Source organism: Paenibacillus sp. FSL W7-1088, from assembly GCF_037969855.1.
Lineage (GTDB): Bacteria > Bacillota > Bacilli > Paenibacillales > Paenibacillaceae > Paenibacillus.
On sequence record NZ_CP150216.1, the window covers coordinates 3,341,644 to 3,359,614 of the forward strand.

General features: G+C 44.3%; 16 protein-coding genes and 1 pseudogene. 15 read left to right on the top strand and 2 right to left on the bottom strand.

Translation table 11 applies throughout. From position 1 onward, the window contains the following. Window positions 1–32: 32 nt before the first annotated feature. From MKY42_RS15230 to MKY42_RS15245, 4 genes are all read left to right on the top strand, one after another. Window positions 33–1,187: an FAD-dependent oxidoreductase gene (locus MKY42_RS15230; RefSeq protein WP_339852230.1), complete on the top strand. Its 1,155-nt coding sequence runs from the start codon at window positions 33–35 to the stop codon at window positions 1,185–1,187. Between the two features lie 190 nt (window positions 1,188–1,377). Continuing rightward, on the top strand, window positions 1,378–2,562 hold the full coding sequence (locus MKY42_RS15235; protein ID WP_090897643.1) for a PLP-dependent aminotransferase family protein: 1,185 nt from the start codon (window positions 1,378–1,380) through the stop codon (window positions 2,560–2,562). 15 nt (window positions 2,563–2,577) lie between these two features. After that, window positions 2,578–2,886 (top strand): hypothetical protein, encoded by a 309-nt coding sequence (locus tag MKY42_RS15240; protein ID WP_339852232.1) that lies wholly within the window; start codon window positions 2,578–2,580, stop codon window positions 2,884–2,886. A 214-nt stretch (window positions 2,887–3,100) separates the two neighbouring features. After that, window positions 3,101–3,601: a GNAT family N-acetyltransferase gene (locus MKY42_RS15245; protein WP_339852233.1), complete on the top strand. Its 501-nt coding sequence runs from the start codon at window positions 3,101–3,103 to the stop codon at window positions 3,599–3,601. A gap of 107 nt (window positions 3,602–3,708) precedes the next feature. On the opposite strand, the gene MKY42_RS15250 is transcribed toward MKY42_RS15245, so the two are convergent. Continuing rightward, entirely contained in the window at window positions 3,709–4,983 is a 1,275-nt protein-coding gene (locus tag MKY42_RS15250; protein ID WP_339852235.1) for a stalk domain-containing protein, read from the bottom strand. A gap of 187 nt (window positions 4,984–5,170) precedes the next feature. On the opposite strand from MKY42_RS15250, the pseudogene MKY42_RS15255 reads away from it, so the two are divergent. From MKY42_RS15255 to vanG, 6 genes and pseudogenes are all read left to right on the top strand, one after another. Next, a pseudogene (locus tag MKY42_RS15255) lies at window positions 5,171–6,273 on the top strand (aminopeptidase). A 585-nt stretch (window positions 6,274–6,858) separates the two neighbouring features. Next, window positions 6,859–7,365, top strand: coding sequence for a sigma-70 family RNA polymerase sigma factor (locus MKY42_RS15260; RefSeq protein WP_306459214.1), 507 nt, complete (start codon window positions 6,859–6,861; stop codon window positions 7,363–7,365). Continuing rightward, the gene (locus tag MKY42_RS15265) at window positions 7,362–8,213 is read left to right on the top strand and encodes a hypothetical protein (RefSeq protein WP_339852237.1); all 852 of its coding nucleotides are present in this window, start codon (window positions 7,362–7,364) and stop codon (window positions 8,211–8,213) included. Before MKY42_RS15260 ends, MKY42_RS15265 begins: the two co-directional genes overlap by 4 nt. Window positions 8,214–8,533: 320 nt before the next feature. Beyond that, window positions 8,534–9,688, top strand: a complete 1,155-nt coding sequence (gene alr, locus MKY42_RS15270) for an alanine racemase (RefSeq protein ID WP_090897662.1) — start codon at window positions 8,534–8,536, stop codon at window positions 9,686–9,688. Next, a complete protein-coding gene (locus MKY42_RS15275) occupies window positions 9,654–10,460 on the top strand; it encodes a D-alanyl-D-alanine carboxypeptidase family protein (RefSeq protein WP_339852240.1) in 807 nt (268 codons plus the stop codon). Before alr ends, MKY42_RS15275 begins: the two co-directional genes overlap by 35 nt. A gap of 52 nt (window positions 10,461–10,512) precedes the next feature. Next, window positions 10,513–11,565, top strand: a complete 1,053-nt coding sequence (gene vanG / locus MKY42_RS15280; RefSeq protein WP_339852918.1) for a D-alanine--D-serine ligase VanG — start codon at window positions 10,513–10,515, stop codon at window positions 11,563–11,565. A gap of 140 nt (window positions 11,566–11,705) precedes the next feature. On the opposite strand, the gene metE is transcribed toward vanG, so the two are convergent. Further along, window positions 11,706–13,997, bottom strand: coding sequence for a 5-methyltetrahydropteroyltriglutamate--homocysteine S-methyltransferase (gene metE, locus MKY42_RS15285; RefSeq protein ID WP_339852242.1), 2,292 nt, complete (start codon window positions 13,995–13,997; stop codon window positions 11,706–11,708). A 230-nt stretch (window positions 13,998–14,227) separates the two neighbouring features. On the opposite strand from metE, the gene MKY42_RS15290 reads away from it, so the two are divergent. The 5 genes from MKY42_RS15290 (at window position 14,228) to MKY42_RS15310 (ending at window position 17,896) form a co-directional block, all read left to right on the top strand. Next, window positions 14,228–14,548 (top strand): multidrug efflux SMR transporter, encoded by a 321-nt coding sequence (locus tag MKY42_RS15290; protein ID WP_090897674.1) that lies wholly within the window; start codon window positions 14,228–14,230, stop codon window positions 14,546–14,548. Window positions 14,549–14,569: 21 nt separating this feature from the next. Beyond that, window positions 14,570–14,920: a multidrug efflux SMR transporter gene (locus tag MKY42_RS15295; protein ID WP_090897677.1), complete on the top strand. Its 351-nt coding sequence runs from the start codon at window positions 14,570–14,572 to the stop codon at window positions 14,918–14,920. 10 nt (window positions 14,921–14,930) lie between these two features. Next, entirely contained in the window at window positions 14,931–15,491 is a 561-nt protein-coding gene (locus tag MKY42_RS15300; RefSeq protein WP_339852245.1) for a TetR/AcrR family transcriptional regulator, read from the top strand. 105 nt (window positions 15,492–15,596) lie between these two features. Then, on the top strand, window positions 15,597–16,562 hold the full coding sequence (locus MKY42_RS15305; protein WP_090897683.1) for an MBL fold metallo-hydrolase: 966 nt from the start codon (window positions 15,597–15,599) through the stop codon (window positions 16,560–16,562). Window positions 16,563–17,050: 488 nt separating this feature from the next. Beyond that, on the top strand, window positions 17,051–17,896 hold the full coding sequence (locus MKY42_RS15310) for an AraC family transcriptional regulator (RefSeq protein WP_339852249.1): 846 nt from the start codon (window positions 17,051–17,053) through the stop codon (window positions 17,894–17,896). The last annotated feature ends 75 nt before the right edge of the window (window positions 17,897–17,971 follow it).

Consider the following 17,971-nt stretch of genomic DNA (forward strand, 5'->3'; position numbering starts at 1 on the left):
ATAAATGGACAATGAAAGGCGGGTGTTCTTGCGTGTCTGAACCAATGGATGCCATAGTCATCGGAGCTGGAATTGCCGGCAGTACCTGTGCGTTGCAGCTTGCCAGGCAAGGGCACCGCACACTGCTGTTGGATCGGCAGGAGTTTCCACGTCACAAAACATGCGGTGAGTTTATGTCGCCTGAGACAACGGAAATGCTGGATTATTTGGGGATCAACCTTAGTGAACAAGAGATAAAGCCAAGTACCATGGATCATGCCAAGATCATTATGCCTCAGGGCGGGGAGATCGAGGCGCCTCTGCCGGGATTGGCCTACGGCATTAGCCGATATGAGCTGGATCGGAATTTGCACAAGCAGGCCACAACCGCAGGCGTTGAGATCGTTACGAAGGCAACGATAACCAACATTCGGCAGTTAGAGGATTATAGCTATGAAGTCGAAGCCAAACAAGGAAATGACGAGATTCAGTATAGAGCAAAAACCGTTATTGGAGCCCATGGCTCGAAGAAGCCGCGCGGGATGACCTCGCCAGCCGAGCTGCGGGATAAAACAGCATATGTGGGTGTCAAATCGCACTATCGGGCAATCACGATCCCGCCGCGGGTAGAGTTGTATTTTTGCAAGGGAGGGTATGTCGGCATTTCGCCAATTGAGGAGGGTATCGCAAATGTAGCTGCATTGCTGACCCTTGATGCGGTGCGTGGAAGCGGCAAGTCTGTGAAGGATATTCTGCTGGCTGCATCCCTGACCAACGAAAGATTGGCAGCGAGGCTTGCGGAGGGAAGTCCAGTCCAAGGAACACAGGTCTCGATTGCACCACTCCATCTATCCAATGTTCCTGAACCGTGGTCCCAATATCCTCATATTGGAGATGCCATGCTGATGATCCCTCCCTTGTGTGGTGACGGGATGTCCGTTGCGCTTCGTTCCTCACTGCTGTGTGCTGAATGGACGGACAGGTATCTTCACAGGAAGATCAGCTTTAAGCAGTGGCAGCACGGGTATTCGAAGGAAGCTCATCACGAATTCTCCCGACTGCTCCGGCGTGCACGACGGATTCAGAAGCTGGCTTTTGCCAAAACGAACAAATTTTATCCTGGTTTGGCCCGGATGGTTCCTGGGCTGGCGACTTATCTCGTGAAGGCAACACGATTATCGGAAATCAATCTTGTGCATCGGTCATAGATGGCAGTATAGTGACATCCATAAAGTAAAAGCTTAAGAGCATGGGGCGGCTTATGTCAGCCTCTTTTTGTTGTTTCTCTGCCAATTTTGACGAGACCGTTTAGAAATCTGCCAAATACTCGTATAATAGAATCTAATTGTAGTTATACAGACAAGAGTCTGATTTGAATTCGGGAGGCATTATTTTAAGATGAACTATTCATTTTCCAACCGGATTGCTGCATTACAGCCATCCATCATTCGTGAAATCCTGAAGGCTTCTTCGGGTCAAAATGTAATTCCGTTCTCGGCGGGGAATCCCGCTCCGGAGACATTCCCTATTGAGGCGATTCGCACATTCACCCAATCGATTCTGGAACAGGACCCGGTAACAGCACTGCAATACGGAATTACCGAAGGCTATGCCCCGCTGCGGGATACATTGACTACACACCTGAAGGCAGGCTTTGACACGGGTAAAACATCGGATGAACTGTTCATCGTATCTGGCGCACAGCAAGGGATTGAACTTGCTTGTAAAGTATTCTGTAATGAAGGGGATACGATTATCTGTGAGAGCCCAAGCTTTATCGGTTCACTGAACTCTTTCCGGGCTTCAGGCGCAAACTTGGTCGGCGTTCCGATGGAGACGGACGGTATGGATATCGGGAAGCTGGAGCATGCCCTGCAAACCGAGCAGAATGTAAAGATGATCTATGTCATTCCGAGCTTCCAAAACCCTACAGGTTTTACCACCAGCCTGGAGAAACGCAAGGCAATCTATGATCTTGCCAAGAAGTATGGAGTCATGATTCTGGAAGATAACCCATACGGAGAACTTCGTTTTCGCGGAGAAGATGTAGCGACAATTAAGTCGATGGATGATGAAGGTCTGGTTATTTACGTAGGTTCCTTCTCCAAGATTCTGTCCGCTGGCTTGCGTGTTGGTTATGTTCTGGCTCCTTCCGAGGTTGTTCAGAAGATGGTGGTTGCCAAACAGGGAGAGGATGTACATACAGCCATGCTGCCGCAGATTCTGGCACACAAGTTCATGACGGAGTATAACTATGCAGAGCATATCAGCAGTATCCGTGCGATTTATCGCAGGAAGTCTGCCTTGATGATTGACAAGCTGAAGGAGCATATGGGTGAATCCATTACCTTTACCCAACCGGATGGAGGGCTGTTCCTCTGGTGTGATCTGCCGGCTCATATCCCGATGCTGGATTATGCCAAAACAGCCGCTGCGGAAGGTGTTGCGGTTGTTCCGGGCACTGCTTTTCTCGTCGATGAGAACGAACCCTGCAATGCGATCAGACTTAATTTCTCAACACCTTCCGATGAGCAAATTGTGAAGGGTATCGAAATTCTGGGACAGGTTCTGCACAAATTCTAATTGGAGGCATATTTCATGAATCAACGTTTTCGGATCACTCGATCCATGCAAGATAATAACCCGGAGCAATCCATCTCCTTGGAAGAATGCAAACAGTATTTTGCATCCAAACCGGACTTTACGTACTCACCTGTTCTTACCGTCCAGGGACCGGAGAGTGTCATGTCCATCGATGGGGATTTCTTCATGTGGACGTATGAGAACCAGCAGATTCCATTTCGTCTGTATATGGGAGATCTGTATGTTGCCATAGTCAATGAAGCTGTTGTTCCGCAAATGATCGAGGTTGCAACGGATTTACGAGCTGATGTGGTTGAAGGGTAAGCAGGGAATTGGAATCCAATGCGTCGGTTCAATTGTAATCATATACGTATGGAGAAAGTCGCCAATCTGGCGGCTTTTTTTACTCTGTACCTACTCTTCAGTTTGCTTATTGAAATATTCAATCGATGGGGAATTGACGCTCAGGACCTGTTCGTGATAATTTATATAAATCACAAAATCCAATAAATCCAATGAGGGAAAGGGGTTTTACGCAATGTCGTCAATCGTGCTTGCTGCCGCCGAAGATATACGAAGCAAGGATTCAGAACTGTTAATCAAGGAGCTAAGCGAAGAATTGGGATTGTTATATGGCGGCGATGGGACGGCGGGATTTCAGCCATCCGATGTGGAGACACCGCGAGCAGCCTTTATTGTCGCGCGTTTGGATGGATATCCGGTAGGCTGCGGAGCCATCAGACCCCTTGATGATACATCCGTGGAGGTCAAGCGCATGTATACACGTTCGGATTTCCGTCGCAAGGGTGTGGCACAGGCCATTCTTGCCGAAGCAGAGCGTCTTGCGCTGGAGTTTGGCTATACCAATCTGAAGCTGCAGACTGGCCCCAAGCAGCCTGAGGCAGCGGCCCTTTATGAAAGAGTTGGGTACTATCGGATACCGATTTTCCACGGGGACTGGGACCAGGTACTCGCCTATCAGAAAGATCTGGTACTTAGCGCAAGCCACAGAAACGAGCATTCCTCATTGAACGCATAGATATCATCTATAACAAACGAACCGAAACCTCTTGTTCGCATCCAGAGATTTCGGTTCGTTTTTTTGGTGTGTGAAAAGCTAATGTATTCAAGAATAACGGAATTCCTTTATTCTTTTATAACAGAAGCATTGACAGCGCCTTCCATCTGATTATTGTATGTTCGGAATAAACCAAGGCGCCAGAAGGCTGCACCTTTGAGATCATACCGCTTGGCAAGACCCAGTTTATCATCTATGGAAGATGAGGTTTCACTATTTAAACTGATACCGAGCAAAAGCTTTTGTTTCGAAACGCCTGCATCTAACGCAAGCTGGATGGCTTGATCCACAAGGCTGTTCGGCTCGGGAACCTGCGCTTTGGTGCCGACCGGATTATATTGATAAGCCATAATAATGATGTCGTCTGCCAATGAAACGAGCGTTTTGTAGTCATAACCTTTATATGCACTATTTAATGGAGGTACGGCCAAAGATAGGGCGATGTCTTTAGGCAAGGAATCCTTCAATTGCTTGACGTAATTGTTCAGCAGCTTCTGCTGCTCTACAGCGTCCAGCTTAAAACCTAGTCCTTCAAAATCAAGAACAACCCCTCCAAAACCATTCTCAGCGATGGCAGCAGTTATGCCCTCAATGGACTTCTGGCGCATGCTGCTGTCACTTAGCACCTTGGTAAGTTCTCCGTTTCCATCCAAAGAATAAACCATAAGATACGGTTTAATACTCTGATTCGCTGCATCAGCAACGATGGATTGAGGGGTAACGTCACCGGCAGCAGCAGGAATTTGATACTCATCACCCTGAAGCGTAAATTGACCTTCACGATCGATGCGACTCCAGCCAAAAGCAACGGAGTTCATGGATGACACCAAATCGATTTCCTTATAGGATTGCAACGCGTAGAAAGCTCTCAAATGCATTTCACGTTGCGGTGAAACAAGAGAAACGGTACGAGTTGATTGGTTCCAGCCTACATTAACACCGAACTGACTACTGAACGAACTGAGTGGAATAAGCACACGACCTTCCCGCTGAACCGGTGGCGCTGCGAGCTTAACTTTTTCTCCATTGACGGTTGCTGTAGTGCTTCCCACTTGAAGCAGGACTTCCGTCGCCTGACCTTTTACTTTTCCAATCGCTTTCACGGTTTGCGTTTTGCTGTTCCATGTAATGCTAATTCCCAGGGCTTCGCCAACTGTCCGGAAAGGGACATAGGTTACACCTTTATCAATCAGAGGGGCTGCATCGAATTTCAGAGGAACATCATCCAGCAAGACCGAAATGGCGGGTGCAGCATAGGCATCATTAAGGTTTGCAGTAGTTCCGAGCAAGGATATGGCAAGAATAGCGGCAGCAGCAGTTTTTCCTATTCGTGTATGTAACATGTTTTTTGTATTCCTCCAACTCATCAAATATAGTAGATTTGCAGCTCATCTGAACGGTAATCTAGCATAAAATAGTATAGCAAAATTTTCATAGAGTTCCAATTACAAGATATGATAGCCTTTTGAAGAGTAATAATTAAACCAGTGATATTAATTTTAGTCAGGATTCAGGAGGAGGAGGAGGAGGATGCAATTGGAGTTTCGTGAAAAATTGGAGCGTTATGCAGCACTTGTGGTCAACGTTGGTGTTCATGTTCAGAGGGAACAAACGCTTGTCATAACCGCGCCAATATCGGCTGCTCCGTTTGTTCGACTAGTTGTGAAACATGCTTATGAAGCCGGCCCTCATGATGTCTATATCGAGTGGAGCGATGATGAGATTATGCGTTTAAAGTATGAACTTGCACCGGATTCGGTGTTCCACGAATACCCGGCGTTCCGGGCAGCCGGTTGGGAGACTTTTGCCGAAAATAATGCCGCTTTCCTGACGATCACTGCACCCAATCCCGATCTTCTGCACGGAATAGATCCACAGCGGATCATGAATTTGAATGCATCCAAGGGTAAGGCATTAGCCAAATTTCGCAGCTACGGCATGTCCAACAAGGTCAGTTGGTCTATAGTTACGGTTCCATCAACAGCATGGGCTGCCAAGGTGTTTCCTGATGTTGCCGAAGAGTGCTTGATCGATACGACGTACACGGTACGGATCTACGGATAGAATTGTCGCCTAAACATATCTGGGTTAGTGATGCGGATAACATCAATGAAAAGGGTGTTTCATTTTTGGCAAACATTCCGTCAGAAGAAGTATGGACTGCCCCGTTAAAGCAGGGGGTGAACGGCACGGTTCGCAGTACCAAGCCGCTAAGTTATGAAGGATATCTAATCGATGACTTCACCTTGACGTTTGAAAACGGGAAAATTATTAATATTCAAGCAACGCAAGGGCTTGAGGTGCTAAAAAGATTAATTAGCATCGACGAAGGCGCATCCTATCTGGGCGAGATTGCGTTGGTGCCGCATCATTCTCCCATTTCGGAATCAGGGCTTGTTTTTTACAACTCTCTTTTTGATGAAAATGCATCCAACCATCTTGCGATCGGTAATGCTTATCCCTTCTGTCTTGAGGGAAGGAACGAGATGACTGAAGCGGAAAAGGCGGCAAACGGTGTGAACACAAGCCTCATTCATGTCGATTTTATGATTGGATCGGCTCATATGGACATTGATGGAGAACTTGAAAACGGAGGCCTGGAACCTGTGTTTCGTAACGGTAACTGGGCTTAGCACTATAAGACATGGCTAAATGTGGAATTGATTCAACCAATATTAACGATATCGCCAAGGCAGCAAAACTTAGCGTAGGCAATATCTATACCTAATTTACCTCAAAGAACGTAATTTTCAGTGAGGTTCTGCGTCGAGGACAAACGATGTATGGAAGGACTATTGCACAAATAGCAGACATGGATTAGACCTTTCGGAATATCCCGTTGAAGGCCAGCTGCCAGACATTCCAGATCCTGTGGAAGCATCCAATGACATGAAAAGCAGGGTACAGCTGATTATGGACATGGCTCTAAAAGATAAGTTGTCCATTCTTGAGCTGGGTTGGAGACTGATTGGGGCAAGAGGGCATATGCAATTACTGTTCTTCCTAATGAAGAAAGAGAAAAGAAGTCGCCTATTGGCGGCTTTTTTCGTTTGGGACGATATAAGTTCTTGTTCCCAGATAAAAAAATTCATCTTCTTTAAAACTATTTTCGACTCTCAGCTGTCTAACATGCGAAACAACATACAAAGTAAGCTTTATTAAAAATGCGGCAATAATCAAAATATACAGTCGCAACGGGGGTGGACAAACTGAGCAAGGTGAGTACAGCACTAACTGAACAGCAGTTCAGTGATCGTCTGGAGGCATGTAAAGAAAAGCTTTATCGCTTCGCGTTCTCTTATGTGAAAAATGAACAGGAAGCATTGGAAATTATATCTGAAGCCTCGTATAAAGGTTTTCTATCTTATGAAAAAGTGAAGAGTCCTGATTATTTTGAAACCTGGATGACCCGAATCGTCATCAATTGTTCTCTGGATCACATCAGACGAAAGAAGAAATACACGTATATGGAAGACAGCACCATACCATTTGCAGCCGAAGAGAGTTCCATGGGGCTTGAAGAGCAATGGGATTTATACGAAGCACTGGATCACCTGCATCCCGAAGATAGGGCATTTATCGTTTTGAAATTTTTCCAGGATCAGCGATTCAAGGATATGGCGGAGGTACTGTCCTTGCCGGAAAGCACGGTGAAGACCAGGTTCTATAAGATCTTAAACAAACTCAAAAAACATCTAACCAAGGAAGAGGTTGATTTTACATGACAGGAAAAGAAAGATATGAACAGATCAATATTCCATCCGGCCTTTCCGGAGTTATTCAGCAAGCCCGTCAGCGCGCACGAAACCAAAAGCGAAGAAAAATGATGATCTGGCGTAGTTCATCCCTGGTTGCTGCCTGTGCTGCGGTGATGATAACAGCTAACGTTCCAGGTGTAGCCAAGGCATTATCCGATGTACCTGTTATAGGTTCTGTCGTCAAAATTCTGCAAGTTGGTGGTGGCGGAGAGCGCACAGATGGGGTTTCGGTTACAACGACCAAAGAATCGGATACACTAAACATTAATTTTCAGATCGATGGTGAACAGATCACCTCTGCTCCATCGTATACTGTGGATCACAAAGAAGGACCAAATCGCTTGATCTTCACCTTCAACGGGGTGCGTCATCTGGATTATGACAAGTTGGAGAAGGACATTAAAGCACTTAAGAATGTAAAAGATGTCTATCAAAATATCATTTTGGATGATTCCGCCATTGGCTTTGTGGTTGAACTTAAGGATGATGTGGATTATTCCGTGTCAGAGTATCAGCAGCCCGGATATATTCAGTTGAAGCTTTTTTCCGACGGGAAGACAACGCAATCACATGAACTTTTCTTTGTACGTAGCGAAGACATGGAGCAGGGTGAAGCACTGGCCATGTTGGCTGAACAGTATTCTGCCGATGACAGCAGCGTTGTACAGACCCAAAATGGGAAATTCACCGTCGTTATGGGTGCCTTCGATAACCATGCAGATGCAGAGAAACACCTGAAAGAATTTACTGACCGGGAGGACTACAGTGAACCACTGCATGTCGACAGTTGGATGAGTAATGAAAATCCACAATAATGAAAGAGGCCTGCCTTAACGCAGGCTTCTTCTTGTAGACTTTATTATCGAAGTTCATTTCCGTTATCTTTTACGAGTCGCCCTATTGGCGGCTTTTTTTTGTTGCAACTATGAGAGGTGCAAATCAGTAATCTTACAACGTTGTCAGTTTTGTGTAAGTTTGATCGATAGGAGCTGTAGCAGCCTTAATATACACTTAAATCAATTCAACGCACTGTATTCACACCTTTAGGAGGCCAAACAATGAAAAGTGCAAATGCGGATCTATTGAAAATAGTAATTAAAAATATACCATCTATTGGGTTGAGGAGATCCTTCGGATGTATCGAGATACTTGGGCTGAAATAGATTTAACGCAAATTCGCGAGAATGTCATACAGATCCGCAAATTTCTACCTCGTTCGACCAAACTAATGGCCGTTGTTAAAGCAAATGCATACGGGCATGGAGATATTGAAACAGCCAAAGAAGCAGTAGAGGCAGGTGCGGACTATTTAGCGTGTGCCTTCATTGAAGAAGCCGTTCGCCTTAGGACTGCCGGCTTAAAACAACCGATTCTTATTTTGACTCCGATTCGTCCCGAACTTGTACCTCTGGCTTTGGAACATGATTTGATGCTTACCGTTACACAGGCGTCATGGTTTCATGAGATGAGAAAATACAAGCCTGTTCATACCCCGCATAAGGTATCTGTGCATGTGAAAATGGATACTGGACTTGGGCGAATCGGTATACGCACGCAAGAAGAGTGGCTTGAAATGGTTCCTTGGCTTAGAGCACCAGATGTAGTAGTCGACGGGTTCTATACCCACTTCGCGACAGCAGGTGAGGAAGACAACCGTTATCTACAGCTTCAGATTCAACACTTCCTGGAAATGAAAGAGTGGAGCAGTATGTCACGGATACCCATCAGTCATTATCACTGTGCGGGAAGTGTTGCAGCACTTCGATTCCCGGAATTGTGCATGGATATGGCTCGAATAGGAGCTGCAATCTATGGCTTTTATCCGGAAAAACTAGTGCCTAACATCCAACTCAATCCGGCATTCAGTATGCACAGTAGATTATTACAAACGAAAAAATTAAAAAAAGGCGAATATGTGGGTTACAACAATGCTTACCAAACAAACTCAGATCAATGGATCGGAACAGTGCCTATCGGCTATGCCGATGGATGGTCGCAGAGAATGCAAAATTCGGAGGTGTTAGTGGAAGGGTATCGTGCAGAAATTATAGGGAAAATCTCCATGGATCAATTGATGGTCAAGCTTCCGATGTATTTTCCCGAAGGATCAAAGGTGACCTTCATTGGCTATTCAGGTGAGCAGGAAATTCCGATTCAGGAACTGGCCCATCATATCGGTGGTGTCTCTCAAGAAATAACGAGTTCGATCACGGACAGAGTGTTACGAATGTATAAAGAAGGTGGGGTACTTCATCATGAAATCACGGGAAGTCGTACAAAAACATATTGAAATCAGCGTAAGTAACGAAGAATTATTTCAAGGGCACTTAGTGTTAATAAATGATCAAAACCCAATCAGAAGGCAAGTAAAAGTACATGAATTAGAGTCATTGGATTCCTTGCCTTCAATAAAGAAGTTAAATAAGCAGATGCTTCTGGAGAAGCAGTGCTTCAATCAATTTCATGCTCTGCTTAAAGCTTGTGGGGGGATGGATGAAATTGTCGCCGTCAGCGCATATCGCACAAAAGAAGATCAAGTCCAAATCTATCATGATTGTTTGATAGAACAGGGTTCCGAATATACTTCCAAATACGTAGCCTTGCCTGACCATAGTGAACACCAAACGGGGTTGGCTGTCGATGTGGGGAAATTGAAATCGAATATCGATTTTATTGCTCCTTCCTTTCCGGATACGGGCATTTACAAGTCCTTCAGACAACATGCCATTCAATTCGGTTTTATCCTTCGATATAAACAAGAAAAAGAATCAATCACTCGTATTGCTTATGAGCCATGGCATTTTAGATATGTAGGATATCCCCATTCCAAAATCATGGAAGAGAACAATCTATGTTTAGAGGAGTACATCGATTTTGTACAGCAATATCGGTACTCTGGAGAGCAGCTTACGATTAAAGAAAAGGACATGGCAATCCATATCTATTATGTTCCCGCAGATAAAGGGATATCTAGTCATATCCCGATCATGAGTTGTGATTCTTATCGCATATCAGGAACGAATCGAGAAGGATTCATTGTTACGACATTCTCTGAAAATTAAGTTATAGCAATAAGGATGATTCAGACATATCACATTTTAGGAGGCTCTTATGATGCAGAAGAAGTCGATTGCGGTATTGTTTGGCGGATGTTCAGGTGAGTATAACGTATCTTTGAGCTCGGCCGCTTCAGTGATTGAAAATTTGGATACCGAAAAATACAATCTTGTGTTAACTGGAATTACACAGCAAGGTTCTTGGCTCCGATATAGTGGAACGGTTGAGGATATTCGCAATGATCGATGGCATTTGCATCCGAGTTGTATCCCATCCTTTTTCTCGCCGAGTAGAGAAGTCAGAGGACTAATTGAGCTTGTGCATACAGAATATCATGTAACAACGATCGATGTTGTGTTTCCAGTGCTGCACGGCAAATACGGTGAGGATGGAACCCTGCAAGGATTATTGGAACTGTCGGGTATACCGTTTGTTGGATGTGGCATGTTATCCTCTGCGTTATGTATGGACAAGGAACTGGCTCATAAACTGGTGCAGGGAGCAGGCATAGATACGCCGCGTTCCCTTACAATACAACGGAGTGAACGGATGGAAGAAGCGCTACCAGCAATAGAAGCACTGGGCTTCCCACTCTTTGTTAAGCCGGCTAGATCAGGATCATCATTAGGCATTTCGAAGGTGAACAATAGGCAAGAGTTGATTACCGGAATTGAACATGCCTTCATACACGACAGCAAAGTTGTCATTGAGCAAAATATTAACGGTTTTGAAGTGGGTTGTGCTGTATTGGGCAATTCGGATCCCATGATTGGTGTAATTGATGAGATTGAACTACAGGGGCACTTTTTTGACTTCTCGGAAAAGTACTCCTTGATCAGTTCGAAGATTCACTTGCCAGCCCGCATTGATGAAGACATTGCAACGAAGGTTAAGGAGAGCGCTCTGACTATTTATAAAACGCTTGGATGCAGAGGGTTTGCCCGAGTAGATATGTTCCTGACCGCTGACGGAAGAATTGTGTTCAATGAAGTCAACACGATACCTGGTTTCACATCGAATTCCCGTTATCCCAACATGCTCCAAGCTGGCGGCATGACTTATGCAAATATTCTTAACCAGCTCATCGAGCTCGCCATTGATGAGAACTGAGATCGGTTGAACTTGCGGTTGAACGGGGATTGGATGGATTCATTATGGCAGCGTAAAGATGATATTAAAAGGCGGACATTCCATAGCATAGGAATGTCCGCCTTTTATAAAAGAATTCTTTAATTATTTATCTATTCAACTTAAACCGTTGCTGCAACGTGCTTTTCACGAGCAATCTTGGTTGCATCAACCATGTTGCGCAAGGAAGCAACGGTTTCTTCGAGTCCACGAGTTTTGAGACCGCAATCCGGATTAATCCAGAACAATTTAGGGTCCAATACACGCAAGGCGCGTTCAATCATGCTCGTCATTTCATCCACACTTGGAACACGTGGGCTATGGATATCGTATACGCCAAGTCCAATGCCCAGTTTATAAGTGTTCAACTCAAAGCTGTGAATCAGTTCACCGTGACTGCGGGATGTCTCGATCGAAATAACATCGGCATCCATCGCTTCGATGGAATCGATCATGTCATGGAATTCGCAATAGCACATATGTGTGTGAATTTGAGTCGTGTCTTGAACCGTGCAAGTGGAAATACGGAAAGCTTTGACAGCCCAAGCCAGATAATCGGCTTGCTCGTTTTCCTTCAACGGCAGTCCTTCGCGAACCGCAGGCTCGTCGACCTGGATCATGCCAATACCTGCTTGCTCCAACGCTTCGACTTCTTGTCTCAGTGCATACGCCAATTGATATGCGATATGCTCGCGCGGGATGTCTTCACGCACAAATGACCAGTTCATGATAGTGATCGGTCCAGTAAGCATACCTTTTACAGGACGTTGTGTCTGGGACTGTGCATATTTGGTTTCTTCAACGGTCATTTCTCCAGTAAATGCAACGTCTCCGAAAATAATTGGTGGTTTGACGCAACGGGAACCGTATGATTGTACCCAGCCAAATTGTGTGAAGGCAAACCCAGCAAGTTTTTCGCCAAAGAACTCTACCATGTCGGTACGCTCAAACTCACCATGTACGAGAACATCGATCTCGATCTCTTCCTGAATTTTGATCCAGATATCAATCTGATCCCGGATGAACGCAGCATACTGCTCATTGTTCAACTCACCCTTACGCCACAATTGACGTGCTTTACGCACTTCTGCGGATTGTGGGAAGCTGCCGATAGTCGTTGTCGGGAAAAGTGGCAATTTCCATTTGTCTTGCTGCGCGATATGACGCTCGGCAAACGGTCGGGAACGTTCCGGCTGTTGAACGCTGAGTGTTGCCACGGCTTCTTGAACAGCAACACGATTGCGCTCTTCGGATTGCTGGAGAGCCTGGATCGTACGATCGGAATTTTCAATTTCAGCGATGATTTCAGCGTTTCTTGAAGACAATGCTTTCGTCAACAGAACGATCTCGTCCAACTTTTCATCTGCAAATGCCAGAGCATTTTTCAGTTCGGATGTGAGTTTAGTTTCACGCTCTGTCGTTACCGGAACATGAAGCAAGCTGCATGAGGATTGCACGATTAAACGTTCAGGTGTTACGAGTTCAACCAGTTCATCCAACAGCTTCAGTTTTCCTGGCAAAGAGGCTTTCCAGATCCCGCGGCCGTCAATAACCCCAGCACCCAAAACTTTATCCGTAGGGAAACCGGACGCTTGAATGGAGTGAATGTTACCCGTAGCCCCGTGTACAAAATCAAGTCCGATACCTTGAACCGGTAGGGCAACAATGTTGCTATAGTTCTCTACGGATTCAAAGTAGGTCTGCAGCATAATGTTTAGACCTGGTACAGCAGCTGCAAACGTCTCATAAATTTTACTTAGCAGCTGTAGGTCAGCATCACTTGTTTTGGTAACGAGGATTGGCTCGTCAATCTGTACCCACTGAACACCTTCATTTGCAAGCTCCTGAAGCACTTGTACATAGAGTGGAAGCAGGCGGTCCAGCCAAGCGTTTGTTTCGGACTTATCGTATCCTTTGGACAGCTTCAGGAAGGTCAACGGTCCGACAAGAACCGGTTTGCCTTCAATACCGAGCTTCTCTTTGGCTTCGCGATAAGCAAGAAGGGGTTTATTTTCCGTTAGGGCAGGGGAAGCACCGTCCAGTTCAGGCACGATATAGTGATAGTTTGTGTTAAACCATTTTGTCATTTCGCTTGCGGCTGCATCTTTCGTTCCCCGGGCAATTCCGTAATAGACGGACAAAGGTACAGCGCCACCGTCATATGCAAACCGTTTTGGAACAATTCCGAACATAACGGCAGTATCCAGAATGTGATCATAGTAACTGAAGTCATTAACAGGAATAAGATCGATACCTTTTTCTTGCTGCTTGCGCAGGTGATCTAACCGAATCTCCTGCAATCTTGCTTGAAAATCTGTTTCTTCGAGCTTGCCTGACCAGAATGCCTCCAAGGCTTTCTTCCATTCCCGATCCGCACCAATTCGTGGATATCCCAATACACTGCTTTTTGCCATGACGTAAAACTCCTCTACAATATGTTACCAAAAAGTTATCACATATCCGGAGTTATAATGTAATTCCATTAAGTTATATCTAGCTATAGCCTATGGCTATACCGGTGTAGCATGAAAGCAAGTAATAATGACAAACATTAAGTTATTATAAAACTTTACAGAAAACCGTCCAGACGGTATAGTTAAATGGAAGTTGAATAACGTTACGTATGTGGGAGGAGGAATGAGAGATGGTTGCATATTTTTTATTGGGTTTAGCGATTGTATCTGAAGTGTTTGGTAGTTCCATGATGAAATTATCAAACGGATTCCAAAAGAAACTTCCGATAGTAGGATTGATTTTGGGAATGGGTACAGCGTTCTTTTGTCTTTCACTGGCTTTGAAAACCATTCCGCTTGGTACCGCATATGCAACGTGGTCGGGTGTGGGAACTGCTCTTACAGCACTCGTTGGCATAGTGTTTTATAAAGAGAGCGTGAACCTCAGAAAAATCTCAGCATTAATTCTTATCATTGCTGGGGTTGTGATTATGAAATTGGCTCATAGCTGAGCAAGAATGGAGGGATGAATAATGAAGGGTTATTTTGCACTTGCCATTGCCATTATTGCTGAGGTTTTCGGTACTACCATGTTAAAATTATCGGCTGGATTCACCAATCTGCTACCTTCAATTGGACTTGTTGTTGGCATGGCGTTATCGTTTTATTTTTTGACAATGACTTTGAAAACAATTCCTTTGAGCACAGCTTACGCCATATGGGCAGGTGTAGGGACAGCAATAACCGCCTTGCTTGGCGTCATTTTATGGAATGATCCGTTCAACATGCTTTCTGGAATCGGACTCATTATGGTTATCGGAGGTGTAGTACTTTTAAACTTATCCAAAAGTCCAGCCAAATCATCAAACACAAGTCAGTCTTAAATAAACGTACATGAAGGAGGAGATCTGTATGAGAAGTAATTCAAGACGTCATGAGCTACTGGCATCAGCATCACATATTGTCGAACATTTGGGCATGGAGAAATTGACGCTGGAAGCTGTTGCTAAACATGCGGGAGTAAGCAAAGGCGGATTGCTTCATCATTTTCCCAATAAGGAAGCAATCGTTACTGCCATGATCGAGGAATTCGGGGATACGTTCTTCTCTGAACTACAGCAAAAATCAAGCGAAAGCATAAACGAAGTCGGGAAATGGAGCAGGGCTTATATCGAAACGACCTTCCATGACCCCCAAACGACTGCAGCTTTGAGTACTGCGCTTTTGGCGGTATTATTCTCAAAGCCCGAATTACTTGCAGCGTATAATGAAAAAAATAACGTTCTTCAAGAAGAAATTTTAAACGATGGCATTGATCCCGTGAATGCTGTTATTATCAAGTTAGCAACAGACGGGTTATGGTTTTCCGAGATTTTCGGAGTTGGAATCCTGGATCAGGATATTCGAAATCAAGTAGAAGAAAGACTCATGAAGATGTCTTTCGAAGCAAAATGAGAATGCTGTGCATCAACTCTTTTTTTCATATTTGAAGCCCGGGAACTTTTTTAATTAGAATTGCAATAAAACAGAGTTGAAATCAGAAAGGAGAGGTATTGCATAATGAGCCGAATAATGGCTTTCGCAGGATCAAGGCATTTTCAACTAAATGAGGTTACTGAGGGTGTATTTGCTGCGGTTGCAGTTCCCGGTTCAGGTTCATTGGGTAATGCCACAATCGTTGATTTAGGTGATACAACGCTAGTTGTGGACACATTCACGACGATACAGGCGGCAGAGGATTTGCAGGCAGCGACTGAGTACCTCACCGGAAGAAAGGCTTCTTATGTAATTAATACGCATTGGCATAGTGACCATACATGTGGAAATCAAGTATTTGTCCCTGAAGCACAGATTATTTCCACATCGATTACTCGCGAAATCATGGATACTTTTGTAAGGAACAGAATAATGCAGCAGTTGGCAAAACCTGAAGCGATTTATAAAGCTATAGACGAACTTGATGAACAAATACAACGAGAGACGAACAAAAAGTTAAGACAGGAAATGCAATGGGATAATGCCAGTGATCGTGAATATATGAAGATGCTCCCCGACCTGGTATATTCATTGCCGAACTTAACGTTTGATCAGCACATGACTATTCATGGCAGTAAGCGCAGTGTTGAACTTATTACTTTTGGCGGAGGTCATACCCAGAGTGATGCCCTGGTCTATATTCCGAAAGACAGAATTGCCATAATGGGCGACCTGGTGTTATCTAAACATCATCCGGTTCTCATGTATGCGAATCCTCAGCAATGGCTGGATATTTTGGATAAAGTGGAACAGCTGGATATAGAAATCATCGTACCGGGGCATGGAGAAGTATGCTCATTGAACGCACTGCATGAAGTCAGAGCTTACATAACGGATTTATTGGAAATCGTGACTGATGCTGCTCAAAGAAACCAAAGTTTGGACGAAATTACTGTACCATTAGCCTATCAGGACTGGTTTTTTACTACGTATTTCAAGTCCAATTTGCAAAGCATCTACGAATGGATCAAGAAAACGGGTAAAGATTGAACCTGTCCCAAGAAACCGAATTGCTTCATTTGACTTATGATGGCGTGCGTGTTCGCAACCGATTGTAAATAGATAGATCAGTACAGTAGCTCCTTAACAAATGTTGGGGAGTTTTTTTGTTTCTCCAACTGTTTTTTTAAGCTCGATTAGAAGGGACAGCTATACTTGATGCATAATAATGATAACTAGAAATTGAATTTAACATTTACACGAGAACGGAGAGGGCAGAAATAACCTGAAGAAGCGGAGCTAAAAGCTTTCTGGAAGAAAGCTGCATCGGAAGCATACACCTCACCTTTATCGCTGGATTTTTCCTTTGAAAAAGGGATTCAATACAATCTGGGGATAACAGCGATCGGAAGGTTGTTCTGTCATCGGCGTGGCAAGTGTAAATATTCTTTAATTCAATTTATATAGATCCTTGTTACGCTGGAAAATGTGGAAAGGGTGATTCGATGGGTGTACCTACTTTTCTTGAAACAGGTCATATGACAGAGGGTTTTCCAATCCGGGTGATTCATACCGAGGAACAGTTTAATTTTGCCGCACACTGGCATGAAGAGGTTGAAATGGTTGTAGTCAATGGGAAAAGCGCGAGAATTGGCATCAATAACCATATATTTAGCCTTGAACACGGAGATGTGCTGCTTATTAAACCCGGAGACATTCACTGTTTCTTGCCAGGTACAGATCATTTAACCATTATCCTGTTTCGACTGGAATTATTAACGGGAAGCTTCACAACCGAAAGAGAAACCCAGGACCTGGGTGAGCTTTTCAATAAAACAACGGTCATCCCGTGCAGCCTTTGTCATGAGAAAAACCTTGGGAAATATATAGATGCCTTAGCAAATGAAGAGAAGGATCGGCAGGCGGGATATCGCTGGTTAATGGTGGCCAGATTATATGATCTCATTGTTCATATGCTGCGTACAAAGGCACCGATTACAGATGAAATAACTTCAGCTTGGCCCTGTACGCCTTCCAAAAAATTCGAATTTCTCGAATCGGTCTGTGAATACCTGGAGGAGCACTACGCTGAACCCATTAAACTCGATCAGGTCGCAGAGCACATCAAATTCAGCAAATTTCACGTATGTAAATTGTTCAAAGAGATTAAAGGAATCACATTGATGGAATACCTGAATCATTTTCGAATCATCAAATCGGAGTGGGCGTTATTGTTTCGCGAAGAATCCATTCTGGATATTGCCATTGGTCATGGATTCAACAATGTGAACTCATACAACCGTCTGTTCAAAAAATATAATGACTGCACTCCGTCTGAATTTCGCAAGAAGCATCGTACAAATATCACAACATATGAAGGATGATTCACAATATTTGGAGAGAAAGCCTTCTCCAAAATCCATATACTCTAATAAATTGTAAGCGTTTCCTTTTTGAAG